Genomic DNA, 25,957 nt, shown 5'->3' with positions numbered 1-25,957 from the left:
CTCCAAAAATTGATTGAACACCATATAAATTCTGCATATCTTCGTGAATATTACCGAATTAATCAAGATTTCTATTATTCTCTTACTCGTTGCCACAGGTGTAGCGTTGCTATCCCGGCGATTGCGAGTTCCTTATGTCACAGGGTTAGTATTAGCAGGTTTGCCTATAACTGAACTCTTGTCTCGTCCCATTGGTTTAGACCCGGCGCTGGTTTTAAATCTTTTCCTGCCTATTCTTATCTTTGAAGCCGGTATCAATACAGATATCAGCCGCTTACGTAGTACATTCAAACCAATTGCCCTGCTGGCAGGGCCAGGGGCTATACTTTCCAGTGCTATTATCGCCATCTTGTTAAAATTTGGGCTGGGATTGAATTGGATACCGGCTTTTCTTGTAGGAGTAATTCTGGCAAACACGGATACAGTTTCCATGATTGCCGTATTTAAAGAAATACCAGTACCCTCCCGCCTTTCTACCATCGTTGAAGGAGAAACTTTATTTAACGATGCTGCGGCCTTAGTTTCCTTCAATTTAATTTTGCAAGTATATTCGACTGGTTCGCTCACTTTAATAGAGGGAATCCAACAACTGCTATTTATTTCTGTGGGTGGCTGTCTTGTTGGCTTAGTCTTAGGCTACCTGAGCATACCTGTATTTAACCGTTTAGATGATCCCCTAAGCAGCCTACTGCTGACTGTGGCAGTTGCCTTAGGAACTTTTCAGGTTGGACAATTTTTAGGCGTATCCGGTGCTGTAGCTGTAGTGGTCGCTGGTTTAATTTTCGGAAATTTTGGGCTGTCTGGCAATACTTCTGCTTCCAGTCGCATTACCTTATTGAGTTTTTGGGAATATGCCAGTTTTACTGCTAACACCTTTATTTTTCTGCTAATTGGTGTAGAAATCAATCTAATCACGCTTTGGCAAACTTTGCCTGCAATTCTACTGGCTGTTTTGGCTTATCAAGTCGGGCGAGTTTTGACAATCTATCCTTTACTCGCAGGAGTTAGTTGGTTTGACAGGCCAATTCCACTACGCTGGCAACACTTATTGTTTTTAGGCAACATTAAAGGTTCACTGTCAATGGCTTTGGCGTTAAGTTTACCTACCACACTGCCAGGACGGGAAAGTCTTATTACTATAGTCTTCGGCTGCGTCCTAGTGTCCTTGGTGGGGCAGGGGTTAAGCTTACCATTATTAGTCAAACGTTTAAAATTATCCCAATTTTCACAGTCACAGCAACAGGTTGAAGAATTACAAGCCCAACTAATCACAGCCAAAGCCGCACAAGACGAATTAGATACCCTCTTGAAAACGGGAGTGTTACCAAAAGCTGTATACGAGGAAATGCGTTCAGCGTACCAAGTACAAGTAGCAGGTGCAGAAAAAGCTTTACGAGAGTTCTATAATCGCCGTCCAGATGAATTTGATCATAAAAGTGGCGCACTTAGCAAACTCGATGCTATCCGTCGGCGTTTACTGCTAGCAGAAAAAGGCGCACTCACACAAGCAATGCGTAAACGAATTCTCTCCCAAGATATTGGGCAGAATCGGATACAAATTATTAATGAAAAGTTGCTACAACTGGACGATGATTAATAGTTATTCCACAGGTTTATCAAAGAAAGACAGAAGGCAGTCCCAATAAAAAAATTTCATTGGGACTGCCCTCTGTCTCCTGCCTTCTTCAATTTTGAATTTTGAATTTTGAATTTTGAATTTTAATAACCTTACCAGGACTAGTAAAAGAAATTCCTTGCTGAAAATCAGTACCAATCATGATTGCTTCCACTATCGGTTCCGAGACTGCTGTTGCAGCTATCCACTCGACAATAAAGTTTGCGCCTAAACCGCCACTAGTATCACTTTTATCGATAAAAAAGTCAGTAGAAGCTAGGGCATCAAGTTGAATCGGACGTTCTAAATACTGCTTAATTAATTTTCCATTTGAGTCATAGTAACGCACAGAAGTGATGATGATTGGATTTGACAGGTCTGTGTTGCGAATACTGAGTGTAGCGGCTAAATTAAAAACCTCCTGGCGATTGTAATGATAAATGTGGGAATAGATGGGAACATAGATGGTTTGTCCCATTGCTATCTGAAAATTTTTATCTAGAGTCACCACCTTTTGGGATGGGGTCGCTAAAGTATTTTTTTTTGAAGGCTTTAAGGTCGTCTTGGTTGATGCACAAGACACAAGAACCATGATTATGATCGCTAAACAAAAACGTCGGCAAAACTTCATCAAACTATTTACATCCTTCGATAAAGTCAATCACTTGATGCAGAGAACCTGGTTTGGTTGCAATTAATATAGTTGAACCCGATTCTAGTACGGTACTACCATTAGGAATTACCAAATCTTCGTGGGGATGGGGTTGGTAGCCAATAATGAGGGAACCTGAGGGAAAGCGAGAATCCTGAGCAATTTCGGCTAGGCTACGATTGGCTACATAACAACTATTGGGAATAGAAATTTTTAAAACTTCAATCTGTCCTTGCTCAAAGTGCATCATTGATTCCACTTGTGGATACTCGATCGCATTCACCATCGTGGAAACTGACAGTTCAACAGTACTAATAACATGATTAGCGCCTGCCAGACGCAATGGTTCAGCAAAATCGGCATGGCGCATCCGTGACAGAATATGGGAAACACCGTAGTGTTTAGCGAGTGTTACCATTGCTAAATTTAAGGCATCACTTCTGAGAACAGCCGCCAAAGCGTCAGCTTTACGGATTCCCGCTTCTAACAATACTTCTGTACTCACCGCACTACCTTCAAAAGCCATTGCTCCTACTTGTTCACGAGCGTAACGGCAAGCGGTATGGTCAACATCAATTATGGCAACAGTATGCCCCAGTTCCACCAGTTTTTGCGCCAGGCTTAACCCCACTAAGCCGGCTCCACCAATCAGTACGTACATGACTACTCCTGATATTCCAAGATTCCTTACTTCACTGTAGTTGACGGATGACTAAGGCAGTTTCCCAGGACATAAATTTCACCACCAAGGATGAAAAGATCACAAGGATTGATACAAAAGCTTAAAGTCTTCGCCTATACCAGAGATGTGTGAACTAGACTAGAACGGCAGGGTAATAATTTAAGGAATACTATGATGAGCGATCGCGACTACACACTAATCCTCGACAAAAGCGGTAGTATGTCTACCCCTGACCAAGCAGGTGGTAGAAGCAGATGGGAAATAGCCCAAGAGTCAACCCTAGCTTTAGCCAGGAAGGCTGAACAGTTTGACCCAGATGGTATTACTGTTTATCTATTTTCTGGCAAATTTAAACGTTACGACGATGTTACCTCAGCTAAGGTCGCCCAGATATTTTTAGAAAATGACCCGGCCGGAACAACAAACTTAGCAGGTGTACTGCAAGATGCCTTGAATAACTACTTTCAACGCAAAGCTGCGGGTAAAACTAAACCCAATGGTGAAACAATTTTAGTAATTACTGATGGCGAACCAGATGATCGCAAAGCCGTATTTGAAACCATCATTCATGCTACCCGCCAGATGGAACGGGATGAAGAATTGGGTATCTCCATCATTCAAGTAGGTTCAGATGCTCAAGCTACTAAGTTTCTCAAAGCTTTAGACGATCAATTGCAAAGTGTTGGTGCTAAATTCGATATTTGCGATACCATCACCCTGGAAGATTTAGAAGATATGAGCCTCGCAGATGTGTTAATGAATGCAATCACTGATTAGTTATTAATTCAACTGAATATGATGTTAGAAAATCGTGATTACACCCTAATTATCGACCACAGCGCCAGCATGGCCAATCCAGATGGCAATAGTGGAAATAGCAAATGGCAAGTCATACAGGAATCAACTTTTGCTTTAGCTCGTAAATGTGAGGAGTTTGATGCTGATGGTATTACTGTCTATTTATTTTCTAGAACTTTTCAGCGTTACGATTATGTAACTTCAGCCAAAGTTAAACAGTTATTTGCAGAAAATTCCCCCAGCGAAACCACAAATCTAGTTGGCGTACTTCAAGATGCCATCAATAGTTACTTTCAGCGCAAATCTCTAGGAAAAACAAAGCCCGCAGGAGAAGTCATCTTAGTAATTACAGATGGCACACCTGTTGATAGTCAAGCTGTATTTGAAGTCATTATTAAAGCGACTCATCTTGTAGAAAATGCTAATGAATTGAGAATTTCCATTATTCAAGTAGGTTCGGATTCCCACGCAACTAAGTTTCTTAAAGCTTTGGATGATCATCTGCAAAGTGTGGGTGCTAAGTTTGATATTTGTGACACTATCACTTTAGATGAATTAGAAGTAACTAATTTATCAGATGTGCTGATGAAGGCGATTATTGACTAGTTAATTTTAATTATTTTTGTTAGCGATGGGAGAATTTATTGATGCTAGAAAATCGTGATTACACTCTCATTATCGATAAAAGTGGTAGTATGGCTACCCCTGATCAAAAAGGTGGTAGAAATCGCTGGGTAACTGCACAAGAATCTACCTTGGCGTTAGCTAGTAAATGCGAACAATTTGATCCAGATGGCATTACTGTATATGTCTTTTCTGGCAGATTTAAGCGCTATGAAAATGTTACCTCAGCCAAAGTTAATCAAATTTTTCAAGAAAATGACCCATCTGGAACCACTGATTTAGCGGCTGTGCTAAAACACGCAACTGATGATTATTTTCAACGCAAAGGCGCTGGTAAAACTAAGCCCAATGGTGAGACAATTTTAGTAGTTACCGATGGTGAACCAGACGATCGCAAAGCCGTGATGAGGGTGATCATCGAAGCCTCCCGCCGGATGGATAAAGATGAAGAATTAGCCATTTCCTTCATTCAAGTCGGCTCAGATGCTCAAGCAACCCGCTTTCTCAAAGTTTTAGATGATGAATTGCAAGGTGCTGGTGCTAAATTTGATATCTGTGACACCATTACAATGGAAGATATGGAAGATTTGAGTCTTTCCGAAGTGCTACTTAATGCTATTACAGATTAGCTATGGATGCTCTAGACAAGCTGTTATCTCAAATCAAAGCTGAATACGAGAACGAACAAACACAACAACCAAATATCTTCAAATCCTTCAGTCCTTCTGAACCCAAGTCATCATCCATGATGGATAATCTATTGGCAGAGGTTCAAGCAGATATTGCTGCTGAAGATGCGGCTGAGGAACTGAGAAAACAGCAAGAACTAGAACAAGAAAGACTTCGACAAGAACAAATCAAAGCTAAACAGCGAGAGGCTTTAAAACAGCAAGCACAAAATTGGTTAGAAAAACTAGACCCCTTTTCTCCAGAAGGACTTTGGTTTGAAAGATTTGCTGAAAGCTACCCCTCTAAATTAGAAGCAGCAATTGAATATTTGCAAAGTAACTAATTGAAATAACTTTGGCTTTGGTGATTATTTGTTTGCTAAATGCTTCACACCCCATTCGTGCATAGCATAGAGAATTGGCTGTAAGCTTTCCCCCAAAGGTGTTAGAGAATATTCTACCTTTGGGGGGATTTGTGCATAAACTTGTCGATGTATAATCCCGTCGTCTTCCATTTCTCGCAGTTGTTGGGTAAGCATCTTTTGTGTAATTCCGGGTAAGGCTCGCTGCAATTCCCCAAATCGTTTGACACCTAACATTAATTCTCTGATAATTAAAACCTTCCAGCGTCCGCCAATTACCTTTAAAGTGGTTTCCACTTCACAAGTGAGCTTTTCATCTTTTTGTGCTTCAGCTTTCATAGTTACTTTTAAGTAAGTAGCTTACTTTTAAGTGCGTACTTTTCATATCAACTTTACATAGTTTAAAGTCGATTCAGCAAGTACTTTTGAACTTGACAAATATATTGATGAGTGGTGAGTAATGAGTCAGTACATTCTGACTCGTCGGTAAATAGTCTTGCAACTTAACACTCAGTACCGACAACTATTCTCTGCGTAACGGTAAATAATTTATTTATGGCAAATATCCTTCACATTGATTCTAGTCCACGAGGCGATCGCTCTATTTCCCGCCAACTCTCTTACGAGTTCATCACATCTTGGAAAGATAGCCATCCTGGTGATACCGTAACTTACCGGGATTTAGGTCATAACCCTGTTCCCCATGTAGATGAATCTTGGATTGCTGCGGCTTTTTCTTCACCAGAATCACACACCCCTGAACTAAAATCAGCCATAGAACTATCTAATAGCCTCATCGATGAACTTCTCGCCGCCGATCGCTTAGTTTTTGGTGTGCCGATGTATAACTTAAATATACCTTCTACTTTCAAGGCGTACATTGACCAAATAGTTCGTGCAGGACGTACCTTTAGTGTTGATGCAAATGGCTATAAAGGTTTAGTTGATAGCAGCAAAAAAGTACTAATTATTACCTCGCGCGGTGGTAGTTATCCACCAGGAACACCCTATGCAGCCTATGACTATCAAGAACCTTATCTCCGTGCTATCTTAGGGTTCATGGGACTAACAGATGTTACCTTCATCCATGCTGAGTCCTTGAACATGGGCGAAGATGCTCGTGAAAAATCTCTCGCAGATGCGAAGGATGCGATCGCTCAAGCTGTAGCTAATTGGTAGCGATCGGTGAGACACTAACGTAAGTTGCTAGTTATGTAACTATGATGTAATAACTAGCAACTTACGTTAATAATTAACACTCAAGTGGCTACGTTCTGCCGAATAAACGCAAAGATGGCAATTTTGGGTTAGTGAACCACTAGAACCAATCCACTCTATTTCATCAGCATCAGTTCTGGCTTAGGTAACACAGAGACTTGGAGTGGGTCGTAGCCTAATTGTTGAGTAATCCGTTCCCTCGCTAAAGTGCGGTACTCCCAAAAATGTTCTCCCGCAGCGCATAGACCTAAATACATATTGAGAACTTGAGGCTTTTTCACCAGAATCGTCCAGAGTTGTTGCCAAAACTGCCAGCGAATTTCCGGTCGTCGTAAGCCCTGATGCCAGATTAACTGAGCAACGAGCCGCAATCCCTGACCCGGAGAAAATTGCATTGTTTGCTTTCGCTTTGAAGACACGCCAATACTCAGACATTGCTGAAAACATCGCCGGAGATAGTTGCTGGGTTCGTACAACGTCCACAAGCCGTCTACATATTCTCTAGCGATCGCATCGATGGAACGGGTGGGAATAAAATTCATTAAGGTATTTTGGTCTCCCACTTCAGTACCACCAATACCCTGATTCTCTAATAAACGCTGCTCTTTTTGCAGACGAGTCCACAAAGCAGTATTGGGTAAAGCTTGAAGGATACCCAACATCGGTTGAGGAATACTTGTTCGTTCTACAAAAGCTTGAATTCGTTCTCCTGCTCCTGGGCGTTCTCCATCAAAACCAAGGATAAACCCCGCATAAATCAACATTCCTGCTTCATTGATCTGGCGACAGGCTTCTACAAGTGGATTACGAGTGTTTTGCAGTTTTTGTGTGACTTGCAAACTGTCTTGGTCAGGAGTTTCTATGCCAAGAAAAACTGCATAAAAACCTGCTTCACTCATTAATTGCAGCATTTCTTCATCTTCGGCCAAATTCACAGAAGCTTCTGTGATGAAGGTGAAGGGATAATTGTGCTGCTTCATCCAAGGAATTAACTCTCGCAGGAGGCGTTTGACGTTACGCTGATTGCCAATAAAGTTGTCATCAACTATGAACAGTGACCCTCGCCAGCCTAAATCATAAAGAGTCTGTAACTCAGCTATGGTTTGCTGAGGCTCTTTTGTACGTGGTTTGCGACCGTAGAGTGTAATAATATCGCAAAACTCGCAGTTGAAGGGGCAACCGCGAGAAAACTGGAGAGCCATCATCAAGTAAGCATCCCGTTGTAGCAAGTCAAAACGGGGCATCGGGCTTTGGCTAACATCAGGTTTTTCTAGAGAGCGAAAGATTCCTTGTTCTTGACCTTGGTTGAGGGCTTCTAGAAACTGAGGAACTGTCAACTCGCCCTCATCCAAAATCAAATAATGCGCTCCAGAGTTCAAGGCATCTTGGGGGATTGATGTTGGGTAAGGGCCACCGACTGCCACTTTTTTACCTAAGCGTACTGCTTTCTGAATTAGGGCATGAAAATCTGGTTTCTGCACTAGCATTGCCGAAAGGATTACTAGGTCACACCACTCCCAATCCGCTTCTGTTTCCAGGTTGACGTTGCGATCGCAAAATTTAATTTCCCATTCCTTTGGTAGCAGTGCTGCAACTGTAATAATTCCCAATGGGGGCAAGAGAGCTTTGAGTCCAGCAATTTCGATAAAGCGGTCATAAGACCAAAAAGACTGAGGGAACCGAGGATAGAGCAATAGTGCTTTCATCAAATCCTGGATGTAAGTTTGGTTTACTCTGTAGGACTTACGCAAAGTACTTATGTACTCTAGTTAGTACTCATACTTAACTAGATATTCGCTAGCTTCATTTATGCCACCTATCTGTTGGTAGATATTACAAGAAGGGAAACAATTAAGTTAGCTGCCTCAATGATCCATAAACCGTGACCCACCGTAGGCGATCGCTCATAATAAAATAAACCCGATTGGCAAATTACCTATGGAAACTCTCACCCTTAACATCCCACCAGCCGTAGGTCTAACGGATGAGCAGTTTTATCAACTGTGCATAGCCAATGACGAATGGCGAATTGAATTGACGGCAGAAGGAGAATTAATCATTATGCCCCCAACAGGCGGCGAAAGCGGCATTAGAAACGCTAATTTAACAACAGATTTAAACTTATGGAATCGACAAGCCAAACTCGGTAAAGTATTTGATTCATCAACAGAATTTCGCTTACCAAATGGTGCTTTTCGTTCCCCTGATGCGGCTTGGGTGAAATTAGAACGCTGGGAAGCGTTGACAAGTGAACAAAGGCGGCGCTTTCCGCCATTGTGTCCCGATTTTGTGATTGAACTGCGTTCGGAAACCGATTCCTTAAAAAAATTACGGGCAAAAATGCAGGAGTATCGGGATAATGGCGCTCGTTTGGGTTTCCTCATTGACCCACAAACACCCTTAGTAGAAATTTATCGCTCTGATGCTGAGGTAGAAACAATTAATTTTTCGGCTGACCAACCGCCCCAACTTTCCGGCGAAGATGTCTTACCTGGGTTTATTTTGGATTTGGCTTTCATCCTCAATCCATAAAAGCAAGTAAAAAGGCAAAAGTCAAAAGAAAAAATCTTTTACCTTTTTACTTTTTACTTTTTTGTCCCCAATCCCCACTCCCCACTCCCCATTCCCGATTCCCTAACTATCATGGAACAAAGCCTGTCAACGAAAATCAAGCAATGCTCACCCTTATTAAAGACTTAGCCACAAAACTAGCCCCTCGCCTCATTGAAATTCGCCGTCACATCCACTCTCACCCCGAACTTAGCGGTCAAGAATATCAAACTGCTGCCTTTGTGGCTGGTGTCTTATCTTCTAGTGGTCTGCGTGTACAAGAAGGTGTTGGTAAAACTGGTGTAGTTGGTGAATTACAAGTTACTGAGAAAAATCATAGTTTCTTGGCAATTCGCACAGATATGGATGCCTTGCCCATTCAAGAACGTACTGGTTTAGAATATGCCTCGCGGGCGGATGGTGTAATGCACGCTTGCGGTCATGATATCCACACTACGGTAGGTTTAGGGGCGGCAATGGTACTGTCTCAGATGACAGAGGAATTGGGTGGAAATGTGCGGTTTTTATTCCAGCCTGCGGAAGAAATTGCTCAAGGTGCAAGCTGGATGGTGGCAGATGGGGCAATCAAGGACGTTTCCGCTATTTTAGGTATTCATGTTTTTCCTTCGATTCCGGCTGGCTCGATTGGGGTGCGTTACGGGGCTTTAACGGCGGCGGCGGATGATTTAGAAATTTTGATTATTGGCGAATCTGGACATGGTGCGCGTCCCCATGAGGCGATTGATGCAATTTGGATCGCTTCCCAGGTGATTACGAGCTTGCAACAAGCCATTAGCCGCACCCAGAACCCCTTACGTCCGGTGGTGTTGACCATTGGGAAAATTACTGGTGGGAGAGCGCCGAATGTAATTGCTGATAAAGTACAGTTGTTGGGAACAGTGCGATCGCTCCACCCAGAAACCCGCGCCCAACTCCCCAACTGGATTGAAAGAATTGTTGCCAATGTCTGCCATTCTTACGGGGCGCGTTATCAAGTTAATTATCGCCAAGGTGTCCCCGGTGTCTACAATGACTATGCTCTCACCCAGTTGTTTCAATCAGCAGGTGAAGAAGCTTGGACAAGCGATCGCGTCCAGGTATTACCTGAACCTTCTTTGGGTGCAGAAGATTTTTCTGTATATTTAGAACACGTCCCCGGTTCTATGTTTCGCTTGGGTGTAGGCTACCCTGAACGAATTATCAATCATCCCTTACATCACCCTGAATTTGAAGTCGATGAATCTGCGATCGTTACAGGTGTAGTAACTATGGCTTACGCTGCTTACAAGTATCTACGAGGATGATTTCTTGATGTGTTCAGCCTGTGGGCGATGTCCTCATGGCTGAATTCATTTTGTTTGTTCAACTCCCTCTGTTGAATTTACCATTTTGCAAAATATATGATAAATCCTGTTAGCGCCACCGAAGCCCGTGCCAAATTCCCAGAAATTATCAATCGAGTAGAGTACGGAAAAGAGCGCATCTTGATAGAACGCCACGGTAAGCCAGTTGTAGCGGTAATTGGACTGGATGACTTAAAACGCCTAGAAACTCTAGAAGATGCCATAGACTCGGCTCAGCTGAGAGAAGCTATTGCACAAAATGCAGGTTTCACAACTTTAGAAGCCGTGATTGCTCAACATCCTCATGAATGAAGTGTATCAAAATTTATGAATAAAGGTGATGTCTACGGCGGGCTGAACCCACGCACAACATAACATCTCAGGATAAACTAAAAATTTATTACGGAAATTGCCAATGCAACTTCTTGAATTCCCCAATGTTGCTATTATTGCCGGAGAAAACGCTGTTCCTGTTGCTCAACTACCTCTTGTATGGCAAGACATCGCTAAAGGTACAGCCAATGTGGGACTCTGCAACGCCCAAATTTATGTGGAGATGGCGCAGTTATTCTTATACAAGTTAGAACAGGGTGACGTTGACTTGTTTAACGAACGTCCAGAGTTAGCGCATCTCAAGTCATCATTTTGTCAGTTATTTGGACAACTAGGACGAGAAACTCTGGAGTTCTATGGTTATGATTTCATGACTCATAACTATCCCAACTTTGAGGAAATTCTGCGGGAAGTGGAATCGAAAGATGCTGATTATGTCAAAGTTGCGCGGATTGGTTTAGAACTGTTCCAAGAATTCGGTTACGAACTACCAGCAAGTTTTTATCATGTGCATCTAGCACCAATTTACCGAGATCATGTGTTTGAAGAACGCGCCCTGAGATTTGATAAGCGGGATATTGAACACAAGCGTTCTTGGGATGCTATCCTCCATGCTGGTAAAGTATTTGCCGTGCAAATGAAGGTGCAGAGTATCGCCTCCAAATATGGTTTTACTTATCAGCATGGTTGCGGTTGCAACTCTCACCTATCTTCTATTGATGAATCTCGCGGAACCTTTGCTTATGAATTGAGCCAAGAAAAACGCGATCGCTGGATTCGCAGTTTTATCTGGACTGCTTGGTATGAGTATGCCTTTTTCCCAATTGTACCAAATACAAGTTATCTAGTTTAATAAAATGAGGATATTTCCTAAATAATTGGGCTGCACAATGACCTACTCTTAAAGTCCAAATTTATGGTGGGTAATGCCCACCATTTTTGATTGTTTTCTAGACACTTTCTACTCTACTTATAGTTCAAAAATTAGGTAATAGTTGTATAACAATCGTTCTTATAGCCGTAGCCAGATACATCCTGTATAATAGTTGCTCAATTTAAAATAATACTATTGCATATACTAAACGTAAATCGAGGATAAATATAAGCATGAATAGCATTTTAATTTGCTTAATTCTAGGATTAGTGGCAGGAATTGTTAGTGGTATGACAGGTATTGGTGGCGGCATAATTATCTTACCTACGCTGATTTTTCTCTTAGGTTTTTCCCAACAGCAAGCGCAAGGAACTACATTAGCTTTATTAGTGCCACCAATTGATTTATTAGCAGCTTGGGTCTACTATAAACAAGGATATGTTGATATAAAAATAGCCGCACTCATTTGTTTAGGATTCGTTTTAGGCGGCTGGTTAGGCGCAAAAGTAGGCACAAATTTACCAACTGTAACTTTAAGTAAAATATTCGCTGTTCTGATGATTATCATTGCGCTCAAAGTTTTATTTACGAATCCAGCCGAGGGCATATAAATAATTGCAGAAATCTAGTACGAGGTGAAGTAAAATTCTTGGGAATATCTCCCAGGAAATAGTATTGGTCATCCATTCCTAAGATAAAATCCACTAAGTACAGCCTTTTATTAAGCTCTTAGCAGACATCTTTCAACAGAGGATGAAAATCCTGTGCTTCTGTGTGCTTCAATTTCCACGTCACAATAGGCAAACACTCTACCATGACTACTGAAACCAGGTTGCAAGGAAACTCCCAAAACGAAAATTCATTAGATAACGCAACTAACGAACAATCCTCAAAAGAAGAAAATATCTTCCAATGGACAAAGCAATGGTATCCGCTAGCTGTGGTAGAGTTCCTTGATCCTAGCCGTCCTCACGCTATGCAATTATTAGGCAAAGATATTGTTTTGTGGCGGGATGGTTCTAGTCAATGGCGCTGCTTTGAAGATTTTTGTCCCCATAGACTTGCACCACTTTCAGAAGGCCGAGTCGAAGCAGACGGTACACTTTTATGCGCTTACCATGCTTGGCGTTTTGATGCTCAAGGGAATTGTGTAAGTATACCCCAGTCTAAAGACGAACAGACGGCGGCAAACAACTGTAAAAATCAAAAATCCTGTGCAGTAGTGTATCCGACGCAGGAACGCCAGGGGCTACTGTGGGTGTGGGCGGAAGCAGGAGAACAAGCCGAGATAGAAAGCCAATTGCAGACACCGCGAATTGTTCCAGAACTAGAAGATAACTCAGGTAAAGTCATAAAATCACCCTGGAATTTCCGCGATTTGCCCTATGGGTGGGACTACTTTATGGAAAATGTCTCAGACCCCGCTCATGTACCTGTTTCCCATCACGGTATCATAGGCGATCGCTACAAGGATGCCAAATTCTACGATATGATTCCTGTACGCCGCATATCTACCCAAGATGGGTTCGCCTTTGAAATTCAGCCAACACAAGGCAATACAGTACAGGCAATTCACGATTTTCAACCACCTTGTCAAATGAGAATAGCTTCTACCTCTAAGGATGGTGGACAGTTAATTTTGGCTTTGTATGCTACGCCAACTCGTCCTGGTTGGTGTCGCCACATTGGTTGTCAAGTTTTCGTCAAAAATCCCCAAGGAAAGAAACCCCAAGGATTATCTTTTTTTGGACTACCACTACCCGTTTGGTTGGTTCATGTATTAGCATCCTTATTTCTGCACCAAGATATGGTATTTCTGCATTACCAAGAAAAAATTATTGCCCAGAGAAGAAACGGTAAATGGCTGAACGCTGTATATACACCCAATCCTCAAGACAAGATGGTGATTGCATTGCGTCAGTGGTTGAAACACCGAGCTGGTGGTGGTGTACCTTGGGCGGAAGGGTATAGCAGCGATATACCTCCAGCCGAAAAAGACAAGCAGAAGCTATTTGATGTCTGGACAACCCATACTCAAAATTGCACAGTTTGCCAAGATGCGCTAAAAAACATCAATCGTCTGACTGTACTCGCTTATATATCTGCGGCTGTCTGCTTGTTTTTAGCTGTGATTTTAGATGCAAGAACTGTGGCAATACAAGCGGCTTTAGGTGCATCTATATTCACGTTACCTCCAGTAGGATTTTGGTTAGCACTTGGCGGCGCTATTTTGTTGGCGGTAGTTGGATATCAACTGAAAAGATTTAGTCGGCTATTTTATGTATACGAATTTGAACACGCTCGTAATGATTAAGAATAAGTACTGAGTTGTGTCAGAGTTTCATAATTTTTCTAATTACCAATTACTAATTACCTTCAGTCCTCACAAGTTCCTCAACTTTCCTGTTTATAACAGGTTAAACGGTGAAAAAAAGCACACTGTCGATACTTGATGGAGAGTCAGAATGATCCGCTTATTAGTTGGTATTTTAGTATTTGTCATTAATACAGTTTATCGCGATCGCCCCTATCCTCGCTTTTATGTACTAGAAACCGTGGCGCGAGTACCTTATTTTTCTTATCTGTCGGTTTTACACCTCTACGAAACTTTGGGATGGTGGCGTAAAGCAGACTGGCTAAAAGTTCACTTTGCCGAATCTTGGAATGAGCTGCATCACTTGTTGATTATGGAATCTTTGGGAGGTGCAGGTTTTTGGGGCGATCGCTTTTTAGCTAAAACAGCTGCTTTAATTTATTACTGGATTATTATTGCGGTATATTTTGTTTCTCCCCGTTCTGCCTATAACTTTATGGAACTGGTGGAACAACACGCTTACAGCAGCTATCACAAATTTCTGACAACTCACGAAGCAGAGTTGAAAACCCAGCCAGCCCCTGAGGTAGCAAAACTCTATTATCGTGACGGAGACTTATATATGTTTGATGAATTTCAAACAGCTCACTCTCCTTCGGAACGCCGTCCCAAAATCGATCATCTTTATGATGTGTTTGTAGCCATCCGTGATGATGAGATGGAACACGTCAAAACGATGGTGGCTTGTCAACAAACTAATGCTCAATACTCCCTCAAGAGTCCTCATAACCCAGAAACTCAGACAGTAATATTAACAAATGCTGAGATGAATACTTAAGCATAACGGAATCTCAAAAAATAAGGTGGGCAATGCCCACCTTATCTAATACTCTAGAATTGCTATTATTCCCACTCGATGGTTCCGGGTGGCTTGGAGGTAATATCAAACACCACGCGGTTAACGCCTTTAACCTCGTTGACAATGCGGTTAGAAATTGCTTCTAAAACATCGTAAGGTACACGCGCCCAATCTGCTGTCATGCCATCTTCGCTCTTGACAATGCGTAAGACAATGGGATAAGCATAGGTGCGTTGATCACCCATTACGCCTACACTGCGGATAGGTAGTAAAACTGCGAATGCTTGCCAATATTCATTGTATAAACCGCGTTGGTTAATTTCTTGGCGCACAATCAAATCAGCATCGCGGAGAATGTTCAACCTGTCGGCGGTGACTTCACCTAAAATCCGAATAGCTAAACCAGGGCCGGGAAATGGCTGGCGTTGGACAATCTCTTCTGGTAAACCAACAGACCGCCCTACTTTACGGACTTCATCTTTAAATAGTTTCCGCAGGGGTTCAACTAGTTTAAATCTCAAGTCTTTGGGTAAGCCGCCGACGTTGTGATGGCTTTTGATTTTTACTGCTACCCGTTCCCCGGTTTGGGGGTCAACATTGGTATCAGCTGATTCAATGACATCTGGGTAAAGAGTCCCTTGTGCTAGATAGTCAAAGGGCCCCAGATTTTTAGATGTTTCTTCAAATACCTGAATGAATTCATGTCCAATGCGACGACGTTTTTCTTCTGGGTCTGTCACGCCAGCCATGATATCTAAGAAGCGATCGCGGGCGTTAACATATTCAACAGGGATATGAAACTGCTCCTGAAAGAGTTTTACCAACCTTTCTGGCTCATACTTCCGCATAAAGCCTTGGTCGATAAATACACAGGTCAATTGGTCGCCGATGGCTTTGTGCATCAAGAAAGCCAGGGTAGAAGAATCGACTCCTCCCGAAAGCGCCAATAGTACTCGCTTGTCACCAACTTTTGCCCGGACTTCCCGAATAGCTTCTTCCACAAAAGCAGCCGTCGTCCAGGTGGGTTCACACTCGCAAATGTGATAAACAAAGTTGCGGATTAATGCCAAACCACCGATGGAATGGACTACTTCTGGATGGAACTGCACGCCATAAAGCTTTTTGTCGTGGTCAGCAACAGCAGCACAGGGAGTATTATCTGTATGTGCCAACACTTCAAACCCTGGGGGCATTTTTGTGACTGAATCGCCATGACTCATCCACATTGTTGTGCCATCTTCAACGTTAGTCAGTAAGTCGGTGGGATCATCAATATGTAATGATGCTTTGCCATACTCGCCCCGGTCAGCTTTGGCTACTTCGCCGCCGAGTTGGTTGACCATCAGCTGCATTCCGTAGCAGACACCCAAAATGGGAACTCCCAAATTCCAGATTTCTGGGTCACAATGGGGAGCGCGATCGCTATAAACTGAACTGGGGCCACCAGAAAGAATGATGCCCTTGGGATTGAGTTGGCGTAAATGTTCAGCCGAGGTGCGATAAGACAAAACTTCAGAGTATACTTGAGTCTCGCGGATGCGTCGGGCAATCAGTTCTGAATACTGAGAGCCGAAGTCTAATATGATAATAATTTGACGCTCAAGCTGCCCAAACTCTTCTATTGGTTGAGGGGCTTGTTCGGTTAGTAGAGTCACCGCTGTATTCATAAATGGCGAAAGTGTGAGTCTGGTAGTAGATGGTTGTTTTGGGTTCTGAACATAAACACCATTTTCAGCTTGTTTAGACTGATAAATGGTGAGTTAATCCGTGACAAACGCTAGGTAGAATGCGTTTGTTGTGCCACTAAGGGATTTTATTAAACTGTATAAATTACACTAAGACCACTACTGAAAAAGATATTTATGGGGATTATTTATGATTATTCATAATAAATTAACATAAATTTCCCATTAAGTTACAAGCAGTTTTGCTCTTCACGATAATTTTGCGATCGCGGTCAAAGAGAATTGAGCCGCAGATTGTGGTTGCTGTGCTTCTGCTGCTATGGTTTTGCATATATTCTTGGCAACGAGAATCGATAGTTTCGGCGATCGCACTATAAACTTGATTTACCCAATCACTACCTGTAGAACTATCTAACGCTTTTAAGTGCTTGAGTGCAGCTTCAGCCGTTGGAGCGTGAAACACTATTTCTATATCTTGTTTACTTAAACCCGCCAAAGCACAGTGTGTTGCCAAAACTTCCCGTCGTCCATCAGCCAAGTGGTGGTGGGTGTGAAAAATGCCCCCGGCTAGTTTCATTAATTTGCCATGATAGCCAAATAATAAAATTTCCTTAACACCCAAGGCATCAGCTTCTACCAACATCGGCCCTAACCAATTAGCAGTTTTTACTAATTTCTCAGCATTAATACCGATTTTTCGCGCCAAATCTAAACCATTCTCGCCAATGCAGAATACCAGACTTTCATACAAACTAGCTTTGTGTTGCAACTCACCACGAAACGCGTCTAACTGATCTGGAGAACTCAAAGGTTGAGAAATACCTGTGGTTCCTAGTAGAGATAATCCCTCGACAACCCCAAAGGCGGAATTAGAAGTCCGCACAGCGAGCGATCGCCCCTCCGGTAGAATGATAGTGACAATAATGCTTTCCTCTGGGGCTAATAATCGAGTTAAGTTGGCTTGCAACAATCTTTGAGCATAGCTATAGATAGCCGCACGGTTATCAGCATTAACCTGCTTACCAATCCCTTCCCCGCCCTTGATAGTTACCTGTTCACCCCCACCTTGTCCCCATTCCACCACAGCCCAAATCGGGGTATTTTTAGTCAAATCAAGATTATCGCCTGGATCACTGCGGGTAATTGCCAAAGCCATATTTTCTGATAGTCCTGCCACCTGTTCAATAGGTACTTCAGCGATTTGTGCAGGCTCAATTAAATCTACCAACGCAACTTGTAGAGACTGACGCTGGCGTAACCAGTGTAAAGCTGCGATCGCACCAGCACAAGCAAAAACAGGTAAAGTATATCCACTACGCATTAGTCACGTCGCTTCGCTCCAAATTCAAAATTCAAAATACCCTACGGGTTCTCCGCAGGAGTACAAAATTCAAACGTCAATAGTTCTCCTGTCTCCTAAACACCCGCTTCCGTGAGAACATTTTCCATAACCTCCCAGGAGATATCACGTTGGATATAACGGGGAGATTCAGGATTGTAGGGGCTGGCTATGCGATCTACACTAATAACTCTTGCCTCGTCTGGAATCACTGGGACATCGGGATCAAATGCAGTGGGACGCATCAATGAACTAGAAAAACCTTTGAAGATGGCTATTTTGTCTTGTTCATCAGCGATTTCCACCGTTACTAATAAAACTTCTTGTGGACGTTTGCTGGTGTATTGTTCTAGTCGCTTGCCAATAGAATTCATTTTGAAAGCTGGAAATTGAGAACTGAAGTGCAGTGACAGTTTACTGTGGTGTAGCCGAGCGTCCCTGCTTGCCCAACTTCACAACGACAAAGTAGCTTAGATATAGTACATAAATAATTAGACAAACTATACCTAAAAAGCCTAAGAAACCAGGTTTACTATTGTGGTGAAAATAATCTTTAAATAGTAAGGGAGCTTCTAACCAGACGCTACAAGTGGGATTTTGTCCAATATTGCTGGAAAACGCACAACCCAAAAAAGGTACGAAGGCTATAGTTCCTATAAGAGAATAAACGGTGACAGCCCAACGCCAAGAAGTGAAAGCGAGTTTTAACACTCCACTGGGTTGATACTCAATTTCATCGTTGATGTCTACCCAAAACCACAGGGAAATCGGAATGAGGATTTGTCCTATTAACCCAGAAATAAAACTAACTGGGTATTGGGCAATCATTAAGTAGATGGTGATGGCTAGTAAGCTAGAAACTCGCCAATAAATCATTAATAGCTTTTGTATTGCTTCTGCTTGTTGAGCATAAGCCCAAATTAACAGAACTATCGGCACAATCATCAGAAATAACACTGCTAGTCGGTAATCAATCCAGACTAACTGGCGCAACACGCTATTTGGCATAGTTAATTGTCAGTTTTTAAGAATAAGGACTAGGAATAAGGAGTGAAGGATATTTTAAGTTAGAAATACTTTTGTTGATTTTGCTCTCACCTTGTCCGAGTGTAAAAAAACAAGCAACTGACAGAATCTCAGCGCCAATGTTTTGCACCTACTTTAGCAAATTGCTCTGAGAAATATCTCATCAACAACTAGATCAACAAGCTTCAACTTGTGTAAGTTTCGAGGAGATAGAATACAAAAGCCCCATGAACAGAGGTTAAAACTACTGAATCAAAGGATTCTGGTTGCTTGTCTGCCGAAAAAATTCACAAACTTAATTTTTATTCATCGTAAACACGGCACTCAGCAGCTTCTGGATTATCGTCACAGTACTGTTCTAGAGAATTTTTCTTTTTGTCTTGGCGTTGGTGGGAGGCTTCTGCTTGCAGTTCTTCAACTGCATCCCAAGCCGCAGCACACTCAGCTGAGTTGCTACCTGAGATGTCGCAAACGGCACGCGCTTGTTCTACTTCTTCCTGGATTTGGTCTTGAATGTCTTTTGATTGAGTGTCGGTCATTGCTTTAGTCTCGTTGTGTGTTGATAATGACAGTATGGAAAAGTTGCAAAAGTTGCTATTTTTTTGTTCTAACAATCACCATTCTACCTAATGAGCTGCATCAGCTAGTTGGGTAGCTTGATGTATCGATGAAAATTACCGCCAACTGTAGCATTTATTTTAAGATTTTAGAAAATGGTAACGAAGTAAATAAAATGTGGAAGTAGAGGAGATGAAGAAGATTAGGGAGATGTGGCGATAGTTTACCACGGGGTGAGAGAATAAAAATTACTTGTCGTACTCTTACTCATCACTGATAACTCAGCCAACGACCAACCACAACAGAAAAAGAAGCCCAAAATTCATGGCAGACCGAATGCAGTGGGCAAATGCCCTATCAACTCGCCCTTCTCTAGAAGCAGCTGTTACAGATGTAGTACAACGGGCTGTCTCGACCTTAACAGCTCCTGCGGATTTGGGGATAGTGTTCATTTCGTCTGCATTCGCTAGTGAGTACTCTAGGGTTTTACCACTGCTGGCTGAACAACTTTCTGTGCCAGTGATGATTGGCTGTAGTGGTGGTGGCGTGATCGGTACGACTGCTAGTGGACAGACACAAGAATTAGAAGCAGAAGCCGCCCTCAGCCTGACTTTGGCGCACCTACCAGGGGTAAATTTACAGGTTTTTCACGTTTTGGGGGAAGAGTTACCAGATTTAGATAGCCCTCCAGATACGTGGATTAATTTGATTGGTGTGCCTCCATCGCCAACACCGCATTTTATTTTGCTGTCTAGTGCTTTCTCTTCAGGAATTAATGATTTATTACAAGGGCTAGATTTTGCTTACCCAGGATCAGTAATTTTAGGCGGACAAGCTAGTGTCGGCGGGATGGGTAATCGTCTGGCTTTGTTTTGTAATGGTAGCCTACATCGTGAAGGTACAGTGGGCTTGGCGTTGAGTGGCAATATAGTTTTAGAACCGATTGTGGCGCAAGGATGCAGGCCGATTGGTGAACCACTACAGGTAACTAAAGCTGAACGTAATATTATTCTGGAACTGGATGAAAAAGTGCCGTTAGTGGTGCTGCGAGATTTGATTGCTAGCTTGAGTGACAAAGAACGCGCTTTGGCACAACATTCATTGTTTGTTGGTGTGGCAATGGATGAATTTAAGCTATCTTTGCAGCAAGGGGATTTTTTAATTCGTAGTATTTTGGGTGTAGATCCATCTGGAGGTGCGATCGCTATCGGTGATCTTGTCCGTCCCGGCCAACGCCTACAATTCCACCTGCGAGATTCTCAAGCCTCCGCCGAAGAATTGGAATTTCTGCTAGAACGGTATCAAACAAAAGCTGAATTTGACAACTCTGCTGTTGGTGCGTTGATGTTTTCCTGTGTAGGACGTGGTGAAGGACTCTACGGCAAACCTAACTTTGATTCTGAGCTATTCAAACGCTACATTCAAGATGTCCCGGTAGGTGGCTTTTTCTGCGGTGGTGAAATCGGCCCAGTCGGCGGGAGAACTTTTCTACACGGTTATACATCAGTATTTGGGATTTGCCGAGAGTTGTCGGTAGAAGATTAAGGGGCGAGGAAGAATTTGTATAGTCAATGGTCAATAGTCAACAGTCAACAGTCAACAGTCAACAGTCAATAGTCAACAGTCAACAGTCAACAGTCAATAGTCAATAGTCAATAGTCAATAGTCAATAGTCAACAGTCAACAGTCAACAGTCAACAGTCAACAGTCAACAGTCAACAGTCAAAGTAACTCTCCCCAATCCCCAGTCCCCAGTCCCCAGTCCCTGGTTTATTTCCTGTCTAGTAGTAGGGTGCTATTGTTATCAATCATGGTGGGAGTACCAGTTTGGGCGATCGCACTATAGGTTTGAATATAGCGGCGTACTTGTTGCGGGAATTGGGGGTAGTCCAATACTGCATCCCCATCGGCGATGGTTGCCCAAAAGTCCCGTAAGCTGGGAGCTAGTTCTTGTGCCTGGGCTAATGGTAAATTTAAGGGGGATAGAGTAAGTAGTTTTACTAGGAAGGGAAAAGAGCGATCGCCCATCCAATTTCGTGATAATTGTTGTAAATTGGGAAACTCTGGGACTGATTCCACCCGATGAGAGAGAATTTGCAACCATTCCTGACCCTGCTGATCACGATGAAACTCTAAAACCCTGTAGGGATGAGGATAGCTGACTAAAGAACCTGTGGTAATATCATATACACCTTCAGCACAAGCAACATCTTGGACGTGTAGGTGGCCTGTAAATACTAATTTGACCCCATAGCGTTGCAATAGCCGCACTAATTCTGGTGCATTTTCCAACATATAGCGAGATGCCATTGGGTGGCGAGATTGATGGGGCAAATGTTCAACTACATTATGATGCACCATCACTAACACCAGTTCATCAACTGCTGCTGCTAATACTTCCTCTAACCATTGGAATTGTTGGGCATCTAAACGCCCGACTTGCTGGCCTTGTTCGTTAAAAAAGTTAGAATTTAGACCAATTAATCTTACTCCAGGTAATAATTGTTGAGTGTAGTAAAGTTGCTCAGTGTTGTCATAACCAAACTGACGATAATACTGGGGAAAATCAGCACAAGCGATCGATTGCTCATTAGCCATGACTACAGGAACATCATGGTTACCAGGCACAACATAAGTAGGAAAAGGTAGTTTAGATAATCTTTCTTGTAACCATCTATGGTTTTCTGGTTCACCGTGCTGGGTTAAATCTCCAGGGAGCAAAAGAAAATCTAAATTAAGTTTTGTTAAATGTTTGATGGCACTTTCAAAAGCGGGAATACCCACTTCTACCAAATGAAATCGGCTAGGATGATCCCAGATTGTGTGAGGAAGCGCGATGTGTAAGTCGCTGACTACAGCAAAGCGAAAATTTAGCACCATTGATTTCCAAAAGTGATTAAAAACAGTAATTTAAGCAGGTCTTTTCCACAAAGTATAACCTTTGCTTCGTGAACCTGCTTAAGAACTACTTGTCTTAATATTTGTACAGACGGATAAAATTATGGCTTTTTCAGTGAGTCTCTTGCTTAAATCCTCAGTCTGATTTTGATCCCTTATGGTTTCTATCAATTTATAATTCGGAATTTGCAATTCTTAACTAAGATTTTGTTCCTTAGTGATCACATAGACTTTCTCGATGAACAAAGTATTGAGTGATGAGTAAAAAGTGTTGAGTCCTTAATTACGAATTGCGAATTAGTTAAGCAGCGCCAGCTAGTGAATTGAGGAACAGTTCTTGTTTACTCATTTCCCAAGCGAGGGTACTATGAACTATTTGATCTATATCGTCATACTTCGGTTGCCATCCTAGTACTTGACGAATTTTATCACTACAAGCTGTCACACAAACCGGATCACCAGAACGACGCTCCGCTTCTATCACCGGAAAATCTACGCCAGAAATTGCCTTAACCCGGTCGATGACTTGACGGACACTATAGCCTTGTCCATAACCACAGTTAAGAATTTGGCTGGTGTTACCTTGCTCTAAATAAGCTAAAGCGTCTAAATGTGCTGTTGCGAGGTCTTCTACATGAATGTAGTCTCTAATTGCCGTTCCGTCTGGTGTGGGGAAATCTGTACCAAAAATTTTTACTCCCAGTCTGCGTTTAAGTGCAGCATCACAAGTGACACGAATTAAATGGGATGCGTCTTTTGTCATCTGTCCCAATCGCCCACCGGGTTCGGCTCCGGCAACATTAAAGTAACGTAGAATTACGTAGCGTAGATCAGAGGCCTTGGCGTGGTCACGAATCAACCATTCACAAGAAAGTTTTGAGCGTCCATAGGGATTAATCGGTTCAGTTGGTGTAGATTCGGTGACAACGGCAGTTTCCGGTTGTCCATAGACGGCGGCGGTACTAGAAAAGATAATTTGGTTAACACCTGTTTCGTGACAACAACGAAGTAAATTTAGGGTGTTGCGCGTGTTGTTAGCGTAGTAGTCTAGGGGACGGGCAACAGATTCTGGTACGCTCAGGCTGGCGGCGAAGTGTAAAACTGCCGTAAATTGATGTTGATGAAAGACTTGAGAAAGGCATTCGGAATTTTTTAAATCGCCGATAATTAACTCACCATGTAGCACGGCTTGGGGTGAACCTGTAGAGCAGTTATCATACACAACAACATCGTAGCCGGCTTCACCTAGCTGGCGCACCACATGAGAACCAATGTAGCCAGCACCACCGGTAACTAAAACTTTTTGATTCATCTACCTTTACCTAATAATACTACTCGAATAGTTTTGAGAGCGATCGCTAAATCTAACGCTAGGGAGTAATTCTTGATGTAGTAGAGGTCATAAGCTAGCTTTTCGTAAGCATCTTCTATTGATGCACCGTAGGGATACATGACCTGCGCCCAGCCTGTAATACCGGGTTTGACGATATAACGCAAATCATAATAGGGAATTTCTTGACGCAGTTTGACATCAAATTCCGGTCGTTCTGGACGAGGGCCAATGAGGCTCATTTCTCCCCAAATAACGTTTAATATCTGCGGTAATTCATCAATTCTAGTTAGGCGTAACCAACGCCCTACCCTGGTAATTCGCGGGTCTCGTTTATCTGCCCACTGCGCCCCACGTTTTTCGGCATCTTGATACATGGAGCGAAATTTGTAAACTTTAAAAGGCTTACCTTCTAGTCCAGTCCGTATTTGAGAGTAGAACACCGGGCCAGGGCTATCTAATTTAATTGCTAAAGCTGCCAACAACATTAATGGAGATAAAAACACACATAAGCAGCACGTCAGCATAATATCTACTGAGCGCTTGAGCTTTTGACTAATGCTGTCAGCAGTTAAATTAAAGCCATTACCAAAAGCTAGCCAATTATCCTGAAGCAGAGACGAAGGAAGTTTATACCACAAGGTTTCACAAACATCGGGAAGACCGTAAATGGAAACCCCCGATAAACGCAACTGCATCAGTTGTTGCATTTGTACATCAGATAACTCCGTTGGAGTCGTCACTACTACCCCCGACCAAGGTTGTTGACTCCATTGGGGTAAGTCATTCAGACTCCCTACAGAAACTCGATGATTTTCTATTATCTCATTGGAGTTCTGTTCACCCATTGAGAGGAAAATCAAGCGCCCTAACGAACTGCGTTCAAGGAAAGTTTTGCCAAAGAGGATGGCTTTTTTACCTGCACCCAAAATTAACCAACGACTGTGTTGAGCTTGAGCTTTTGCCCAGTTTGCTGCGCCTATTCTTAATCCCACAGCCCAGATAGTAAATAGCCCTAAGCTAGGAAGCCAAATTCCCCGCTTCAGAAGCAAGTCTGTTCCCCAAGCACTAGTACAGTAAATAAGTGCTGCAATAAGAGCGCCAACTACAAAATTACTAATCAGAATGCGGTATGGAGCGCGTAAACCTGCTATTTGCCTATCTGGATGGTAAGTATCTGCTAAATATAACCCTACGAGAACTAGAAGGAAAAATACATAAATTAAAGGGTCAAAACCATGCAAATTCTTACCCAATCTCAACCATAAACACATCGAATAACTCAACACTAAACCCAAAATATCCCCTATCAGCAGCAATACACAGAGGATATTACGTGTCTGGTGTGAATTGCTGATTTTTTTTCCAGCAGTAATACTAATAACCATGTATGTCGGCTACTAAAAAATTCCAAGATTACAGAGAAAATTCTGGCAAAATGAGATATAAGAAGTAATTACTCTGGAACTCTTAGCCGTAGATGCAAAAATCTCCAATATTTGAAAATCCGTCAGAAAACAAGATATTCATTATTGACATGAAGAAGCGCAATTATAATACCCAATAAAAAAAGCAATGTATGGTCAGTCAAAAAAAGACGAGTTTTCGAGAGTAATTTACTAACCCTTTATTTTTAATCCTGTTTATAGTGATACAACCATGTGGATATTACGTAAAATAGTGACTATATTTAATAGATTAATAAAATAACACTTAAGAAAAAGATACAAAATCGCCATATTTTTAATGTCAAATGATTTTCATTTTTATAAGTTTGGCATTTTTAAAATGACAGATATGCAATATCTAATTGTTGAAATACGCTTGTGTTGTGTAATCACTGTCATATAAGCATTGTGCTTAGATGTTGCCCACCTTACATTTAAAATTATGTTCCGTGGAGTTAGGCACAAAATAAAGGCTAATTTACATAGATTTTGCGTAAATTTGATAGTCAAAAACGTTTTTAATCATAGTTAGAATCTATTGAAGCGCTTCATAAAAGACTAGTAAAAGAGTTAACGAATTACTGACAGCATATATTTCTCAACTGGGTATCGTTGTCAATACAGTGACTGAAATTCTGCTGCTGTGTGCGCCTAAGGCGATCGCTAAAATTTTCTATAGCCTTTCTCAGTCTGGTGAAGTACAGTAACAAGAATGGGTAAACCAATTATAAATATCATTTAACGAAACTTGATTAAAAGCACTTTCAATTGCTTTTGCTAA

26 protein-coding genes are annotated in these 25,957 nt (G+C 42.1%); 14 read left to right on the top strand and 12 right to left on the bottom strand.

The genetic code is table 11. The features are described 5' to 3' along the window. Positions 1-43: 43 nt before the first annotated feature. Positions 44-1,597, top strand: a complete 1,554-nt coding sequence (locus H6G14_RS23430) for a cation:proton antiporter domain-containing protein (RefSeq protein ID WP_190570127.1) — start codon at positions 44-46, stop codon at positions 1,595-1,597. An 88-nt stretch (positions 1,598-1,685) separates the two neighbouring features. Here the strand turns inward: H6G14_RS23430 and H6G14_RS23425 are convergent, their stop codons facing one another. Next, positions 1,686-2,246, bottom strand: coding sequence for a DUF3124 domain-containing protein (locus H6G14_RS23425; protein WP_190570157.1), 561 nt, complete (start codon positions 2,244-2,246; stop codon positions 1,686-1,688). A 4-nt stretch (positions 2,247-2,250) separates the two neighbouring features. Further along, on the bottom strand, positions 2,251-2,928 hold the full coding sequence (locus tag H6G14_RS23420) for a potassium channel family protein (protein ID WP_190570125.1): 678 nt from the start codon (positions 2,926-2,928) through the stop codon (positions 2,251-2,253). Positions 2,929-3,120: 192 nt separating this feature from the next. On the opposite strand from H6G14_RS23420, the gene H6G14_RS23415 reads away from it, so the two are divergent. From H6G14_RS23415 to H6G14_RS23400, 4 genes are read left to right on the top strand one after another with little or no spacing between them, the layout of a single operon-like run. After that, positions 3,121-3,726, top strand: coding sequence for a vWA domain-containing protein (locus tag H6G14_RS23415; RefSeq protein WP_190570123.1), 606 nt, complete (start codon positions 3,121-3,123; stop codon positions 3,724-3,726). A gap of 21 nt (positions 3,727-3,747) precedes the next feature. After that, positions 3,748-4,353, top strand: coding sequence for a vWA domain-containing protein (locus H6G14_RS23410; protein ID WP_190570155.1), 606 nt, complete (start codon positions 3,748-3,750; stop codon positions 4,351-4,353). A 41-nt stretch (positions 4,354-4,394) separates the two neighbouring features. Beyond that, positions 4,395-5,000 (top strand): vWA domain-containing protein, encoded by a 606-nt coding sequence (locus H6G14_RS23405; RefSeq protein ID WP_190570121.1) that lies wholly within the window; start codon positions 4,395-4,397, stop codon positions 4,998-5,000. Positions 5,001-5,002: 2 nt separating this feature from the next. Beyond that, positions 5,003-5,383, top strand: a complete 381-nt coding sequence (locus H6G14_RS23400) for a salt stress protein, Slr1339 family (RefSeq protein ID WP_190570119.1) — start codon at positions 5,003-5,005, stop codon at positions 5,381-5,383. A 24-nt stretch (positions 5,384-5,407) separates the two neighbouring features. Here the strand turns inward: H6G14_RS23400 and H6G14_RS23395 are convergent, their stop codons facing one another. Beyond that, positions 5,408-5,740 (bottom strand): winged helix-turn-helix transcriptional regulator, encoded by a 333-nt coding sequence (locus H6G14_RS23395; RefSeq protein WP_190570117.1) that lies wholly within the window; start codon positions 5,738-5,740, stop codon positions 5,408-5,410. Positions 5,741-5,956: 216 nt separating this feature from the next. On the opposite strand from H6G14_RS23395, the gene H6G14_RS23390 reads away from it, so the two are divergent. Beyond that, positions 5,957-6,580 (top strand): FMN-dependent NADH-azoreductase, encoded by a 624-nt coding sequence (locus H6G14_RS23390; RefSeq protein WP_190570114.1) that lies wholly within the window; start codon positions 5,957-5,959, stop codon positions 6,578-6,580. Positions 6,581-6,735: 155 nt separating this feature from the next. Here the strand turns inward: H6G14_RS23390 and H6G14_RS23385 are convergent, their stop codons facing one another. Then, entirely contained in the window at positions 6,736-8,325 is a 1,590-nt protein-coding gene (locus H6G14_RS23385) for a B12-binding domain-containing radical SAM protein (RefSeq protein ID WP_190570112.1), read from the bottom strand. A 232-nt stretch (positions 8,326-8,557) separates the two neighbouring features. On the opposite strand from H6G14_RS23385, the gene H6G14_RS23380 reads away from it, so the two are divergent. The 7 genes from H6G14_RS23380 (at position 8,558) to H6G14_RS23350 (ending at position 14,871) form a co-directional block, all read left to right on the top strand. Then, positions 8,558-9,151: a Uma2 family endonuclease gene (locus H6G14_RS23380; protein ID WP_190570110.1), complete on the top strand. Its 594-nt coding sequence runs from the start codon at positions 8,558-8,560 to the stop codon at positions 9,149-9,151. Positions 9,152-9,294: 143 nt separating this feature from the next. After that, positions 9,295-10,473: a M20 family metallopeptidase gene (locus H6G14_RS23375; RefSeq protein ID WP_190570108.1), complete on the top strand. Its 1,179-nt coding sequence runs from the start codon at positions 9,295-9,297 to the stop codon at positions 10,471-10,473. A gap of 96 nt (positions 10,474-10,569) precedes the next feature. Next, a complete protein-coding gene (locus tag H6G14_RS23370) occupies positions 10,570-10,824 on the top strand; it encodes a type II toxin-antitoxin system Phd/YefM family antitoxin (RefSeq protein WP_190570106.1) in 255 nt (84 codons plus the stop codon). A 103-nt stretch (positions 10,825-10,927) separates the two neighbouring features. Further along, positions 10,928-11,698: a hypothetical protein gene (locus H6G14_RS23365; RefSeq protein WP_190570104.1), complete on the top strand. Its 771-nt coding sequence runs from the start codon at positions 10,928-10,930 to the stop codon at positions 11,696-11,698. A gap of 254 nt (positions 11,699-11,952) precedes the next feature. After that, positions 11,953-12,330: a sulfite exporter TauE/SafE family protein gene (locus H6G14_RS23360; RefSeq protein WP_190570102.1), complete on the top strand. Its 378-nt coding sequence runs from the start codon at positions 11,953-11,955 to the stop codon at positions 12,328-12,330. A 203-nt stretch (positions 12,331-12,533) separates the two neighbouring features. Next, positions 12,534-14,033, top strand: a complete 1,500-nt coding sequence (locus tag H6G14_RS23355) for an aromatic ring-hydroxylating dioxygenase subunit alpha (RefSeq protein WP_190570100.1) — start codon at positions 12,534-12,536, stop codon at positions 14,031-14,033. A 151-nt stretch (positions 14,034-14,184) separates the two neighbouring features. After that, positions 14,185-14,871, top strand: a complete 687-nt coding sequence (locus H6G14_RS23350; RefSeq protein ID WP_190570098.1) for an alternative oxidase — start codon at positions 14,185-14,187, stop codon at positions 14,869-14,871. Between the two features lie 65 nt (positions 14,872-14,936). Here the strand turns inward: H6G14_RS23350 and guaA are convergent, their stop codons facing one another. The 5 genes from guaA to H6G14_RS23325 all read right to left on the bottom strand — a co-directional run bounded on the left by guaA (position 14,937) and on the right by H6G14_RS23325 (position 19,481). Then, the gene (gene guaA / locus H6G14_RS23345) at positions 14,937-16,559 is read right to left on the bottom strand and encodes a glutamine-hydrolyzing GMP synthase (RefSeq protein ID WP_190570096.1); all 1,623 of its coding nucleotides are present in this window, start codon (positions 16,557-16,559) and stop codon (positions 14,937-14,939) included. 226 nt (positions 16,560-16,785) lie between these two features. Next, the gene (cbiD, locus tag H6G14_RS23340; RefSeq protein ID WP_190570094.1) at positions 16,786-17,898 is read right to left on the bottom strand and encodes a cobalt-precorrin-5B (C(1))-methyltransferase CbiD; all 1,113 of its coding nucleotides are present in this window, start codon (positions 17,896-17,898) and stop codon (positions 16,786-16,788) included. Between the two features lie 95 nt (positions 17,899-17,993). Then, positions 17,994-18,290: a DUF7734 family protein gene (locus H6G14_RS23335; RefSeq protein ID WP_190570093.1), complete on the bottom strand. Its 297-nt coding sequence runs from the start codon at positions 18,288-18,290 to the stop codon at positions 17,994-17,996. 40 nt (positions 18,291-18,330) lie between these two features. Beyond that, a complete protein-coding gene (locus H6G14_RS23330; protein ID WP_190570091.1) occupies positions 18,331-18,924 on the bottom strand; it encodes a DUF3177 family protein in 594 nt (197 codons plus the stop codon). Between the two features lie 320 nt (positions 18,925-19,244). Next, positions 19,245-19,481 carry a Calvin cycle protein CP12 gene (locus H6G14_RS23325; protein WP_010997001.1) on the bottom strand — a complete coding sequence of 79 codons (237 nt, stop codon included), beginning with the start codon at positions 19,479-19,481 and terminating at the stop codon, positions 19,245-19,247. A gap of 343 nt (positions 19,482-19,824) precedes the next feature. Here H6G14_RS23325 and H6G14_RS23320 point away from each other — a divergent pair, with 343 nt between their 5' ends. Further along, a complete protein-coding gene (locus H6G14_RS23320) occupies positions 19,825-21,045 on the top strand; it encodes an FIST signal transduction protein (protein ID WP_190570089.1) in 1,221 nt (406 codons plus the stop codon). A gap of 225 nt (positions 21,046-21,270) precedes the next feature. Here H6G14_RS23320 and H6G14_RS23315 read toward each other — a convergent pair whose 3' ends face one another. The 3 genes from H6G14_RS23315 to H6G14_RS23305 all read right to left on the bottom strand — a co-directional run bounded on the left by H6G14_RS23315 (position 21,271) and on the right by H6G14_RS23305 (position 25,116). Further along, positions 21,271-22,380, bottom strand: a complete 1,110-nt coding sequence (locus tag H6G14_RS23315; protein WP_190570087.1) for a metallophosphoesterase family protein — start codon at positions 22,378-22,380, stop codon at positions 21,271-21,273. A 319-nt stretch (positions 22,381-22,699) separates the two neighbouring features. Next, complete coding sequence (galE, locus tag H6G14_RS23310; RefSeq protein ID WP_190570085.1) at positions 22,700-23,710, bottom strand: UDP-glucose 4-epimerase GalE; 1,011 nt, start codon at positions 23,708-23,710, stop codon at positions 22,700-22,702. Continuing rightward, positions 23,707-25,116, bottom strand: a complete 1,410-nt coding sequence (locus tag H6G14_RS23305) for a sugar transferase (protein WP_190570083.1) — start codon at positions 25,114-25,116, stop codon at positions 23,707-23,709. Before H6G14_RS23305 ends, galE begins: the two co-directional genes overlap by 4 nt. Between the last annotated feature and the right edge of the window lie 841 nt (positions 25,117-25,957).

The organism is Nostoc parmelioides FACHB-3921 (assembly GCF_014696625.1).
Taxonomy (GTDB): Bacteria; Cyanobacteriota; Cyanobacteriia; order Cyanobacteriales; family Nostocaceae; genus Trichormus; species Trichormus parmelioides.
Note: the sequence above shows the minus strand (reverse complement) of the source record. Positions and strands in the feature narration are given on the sequence as shown.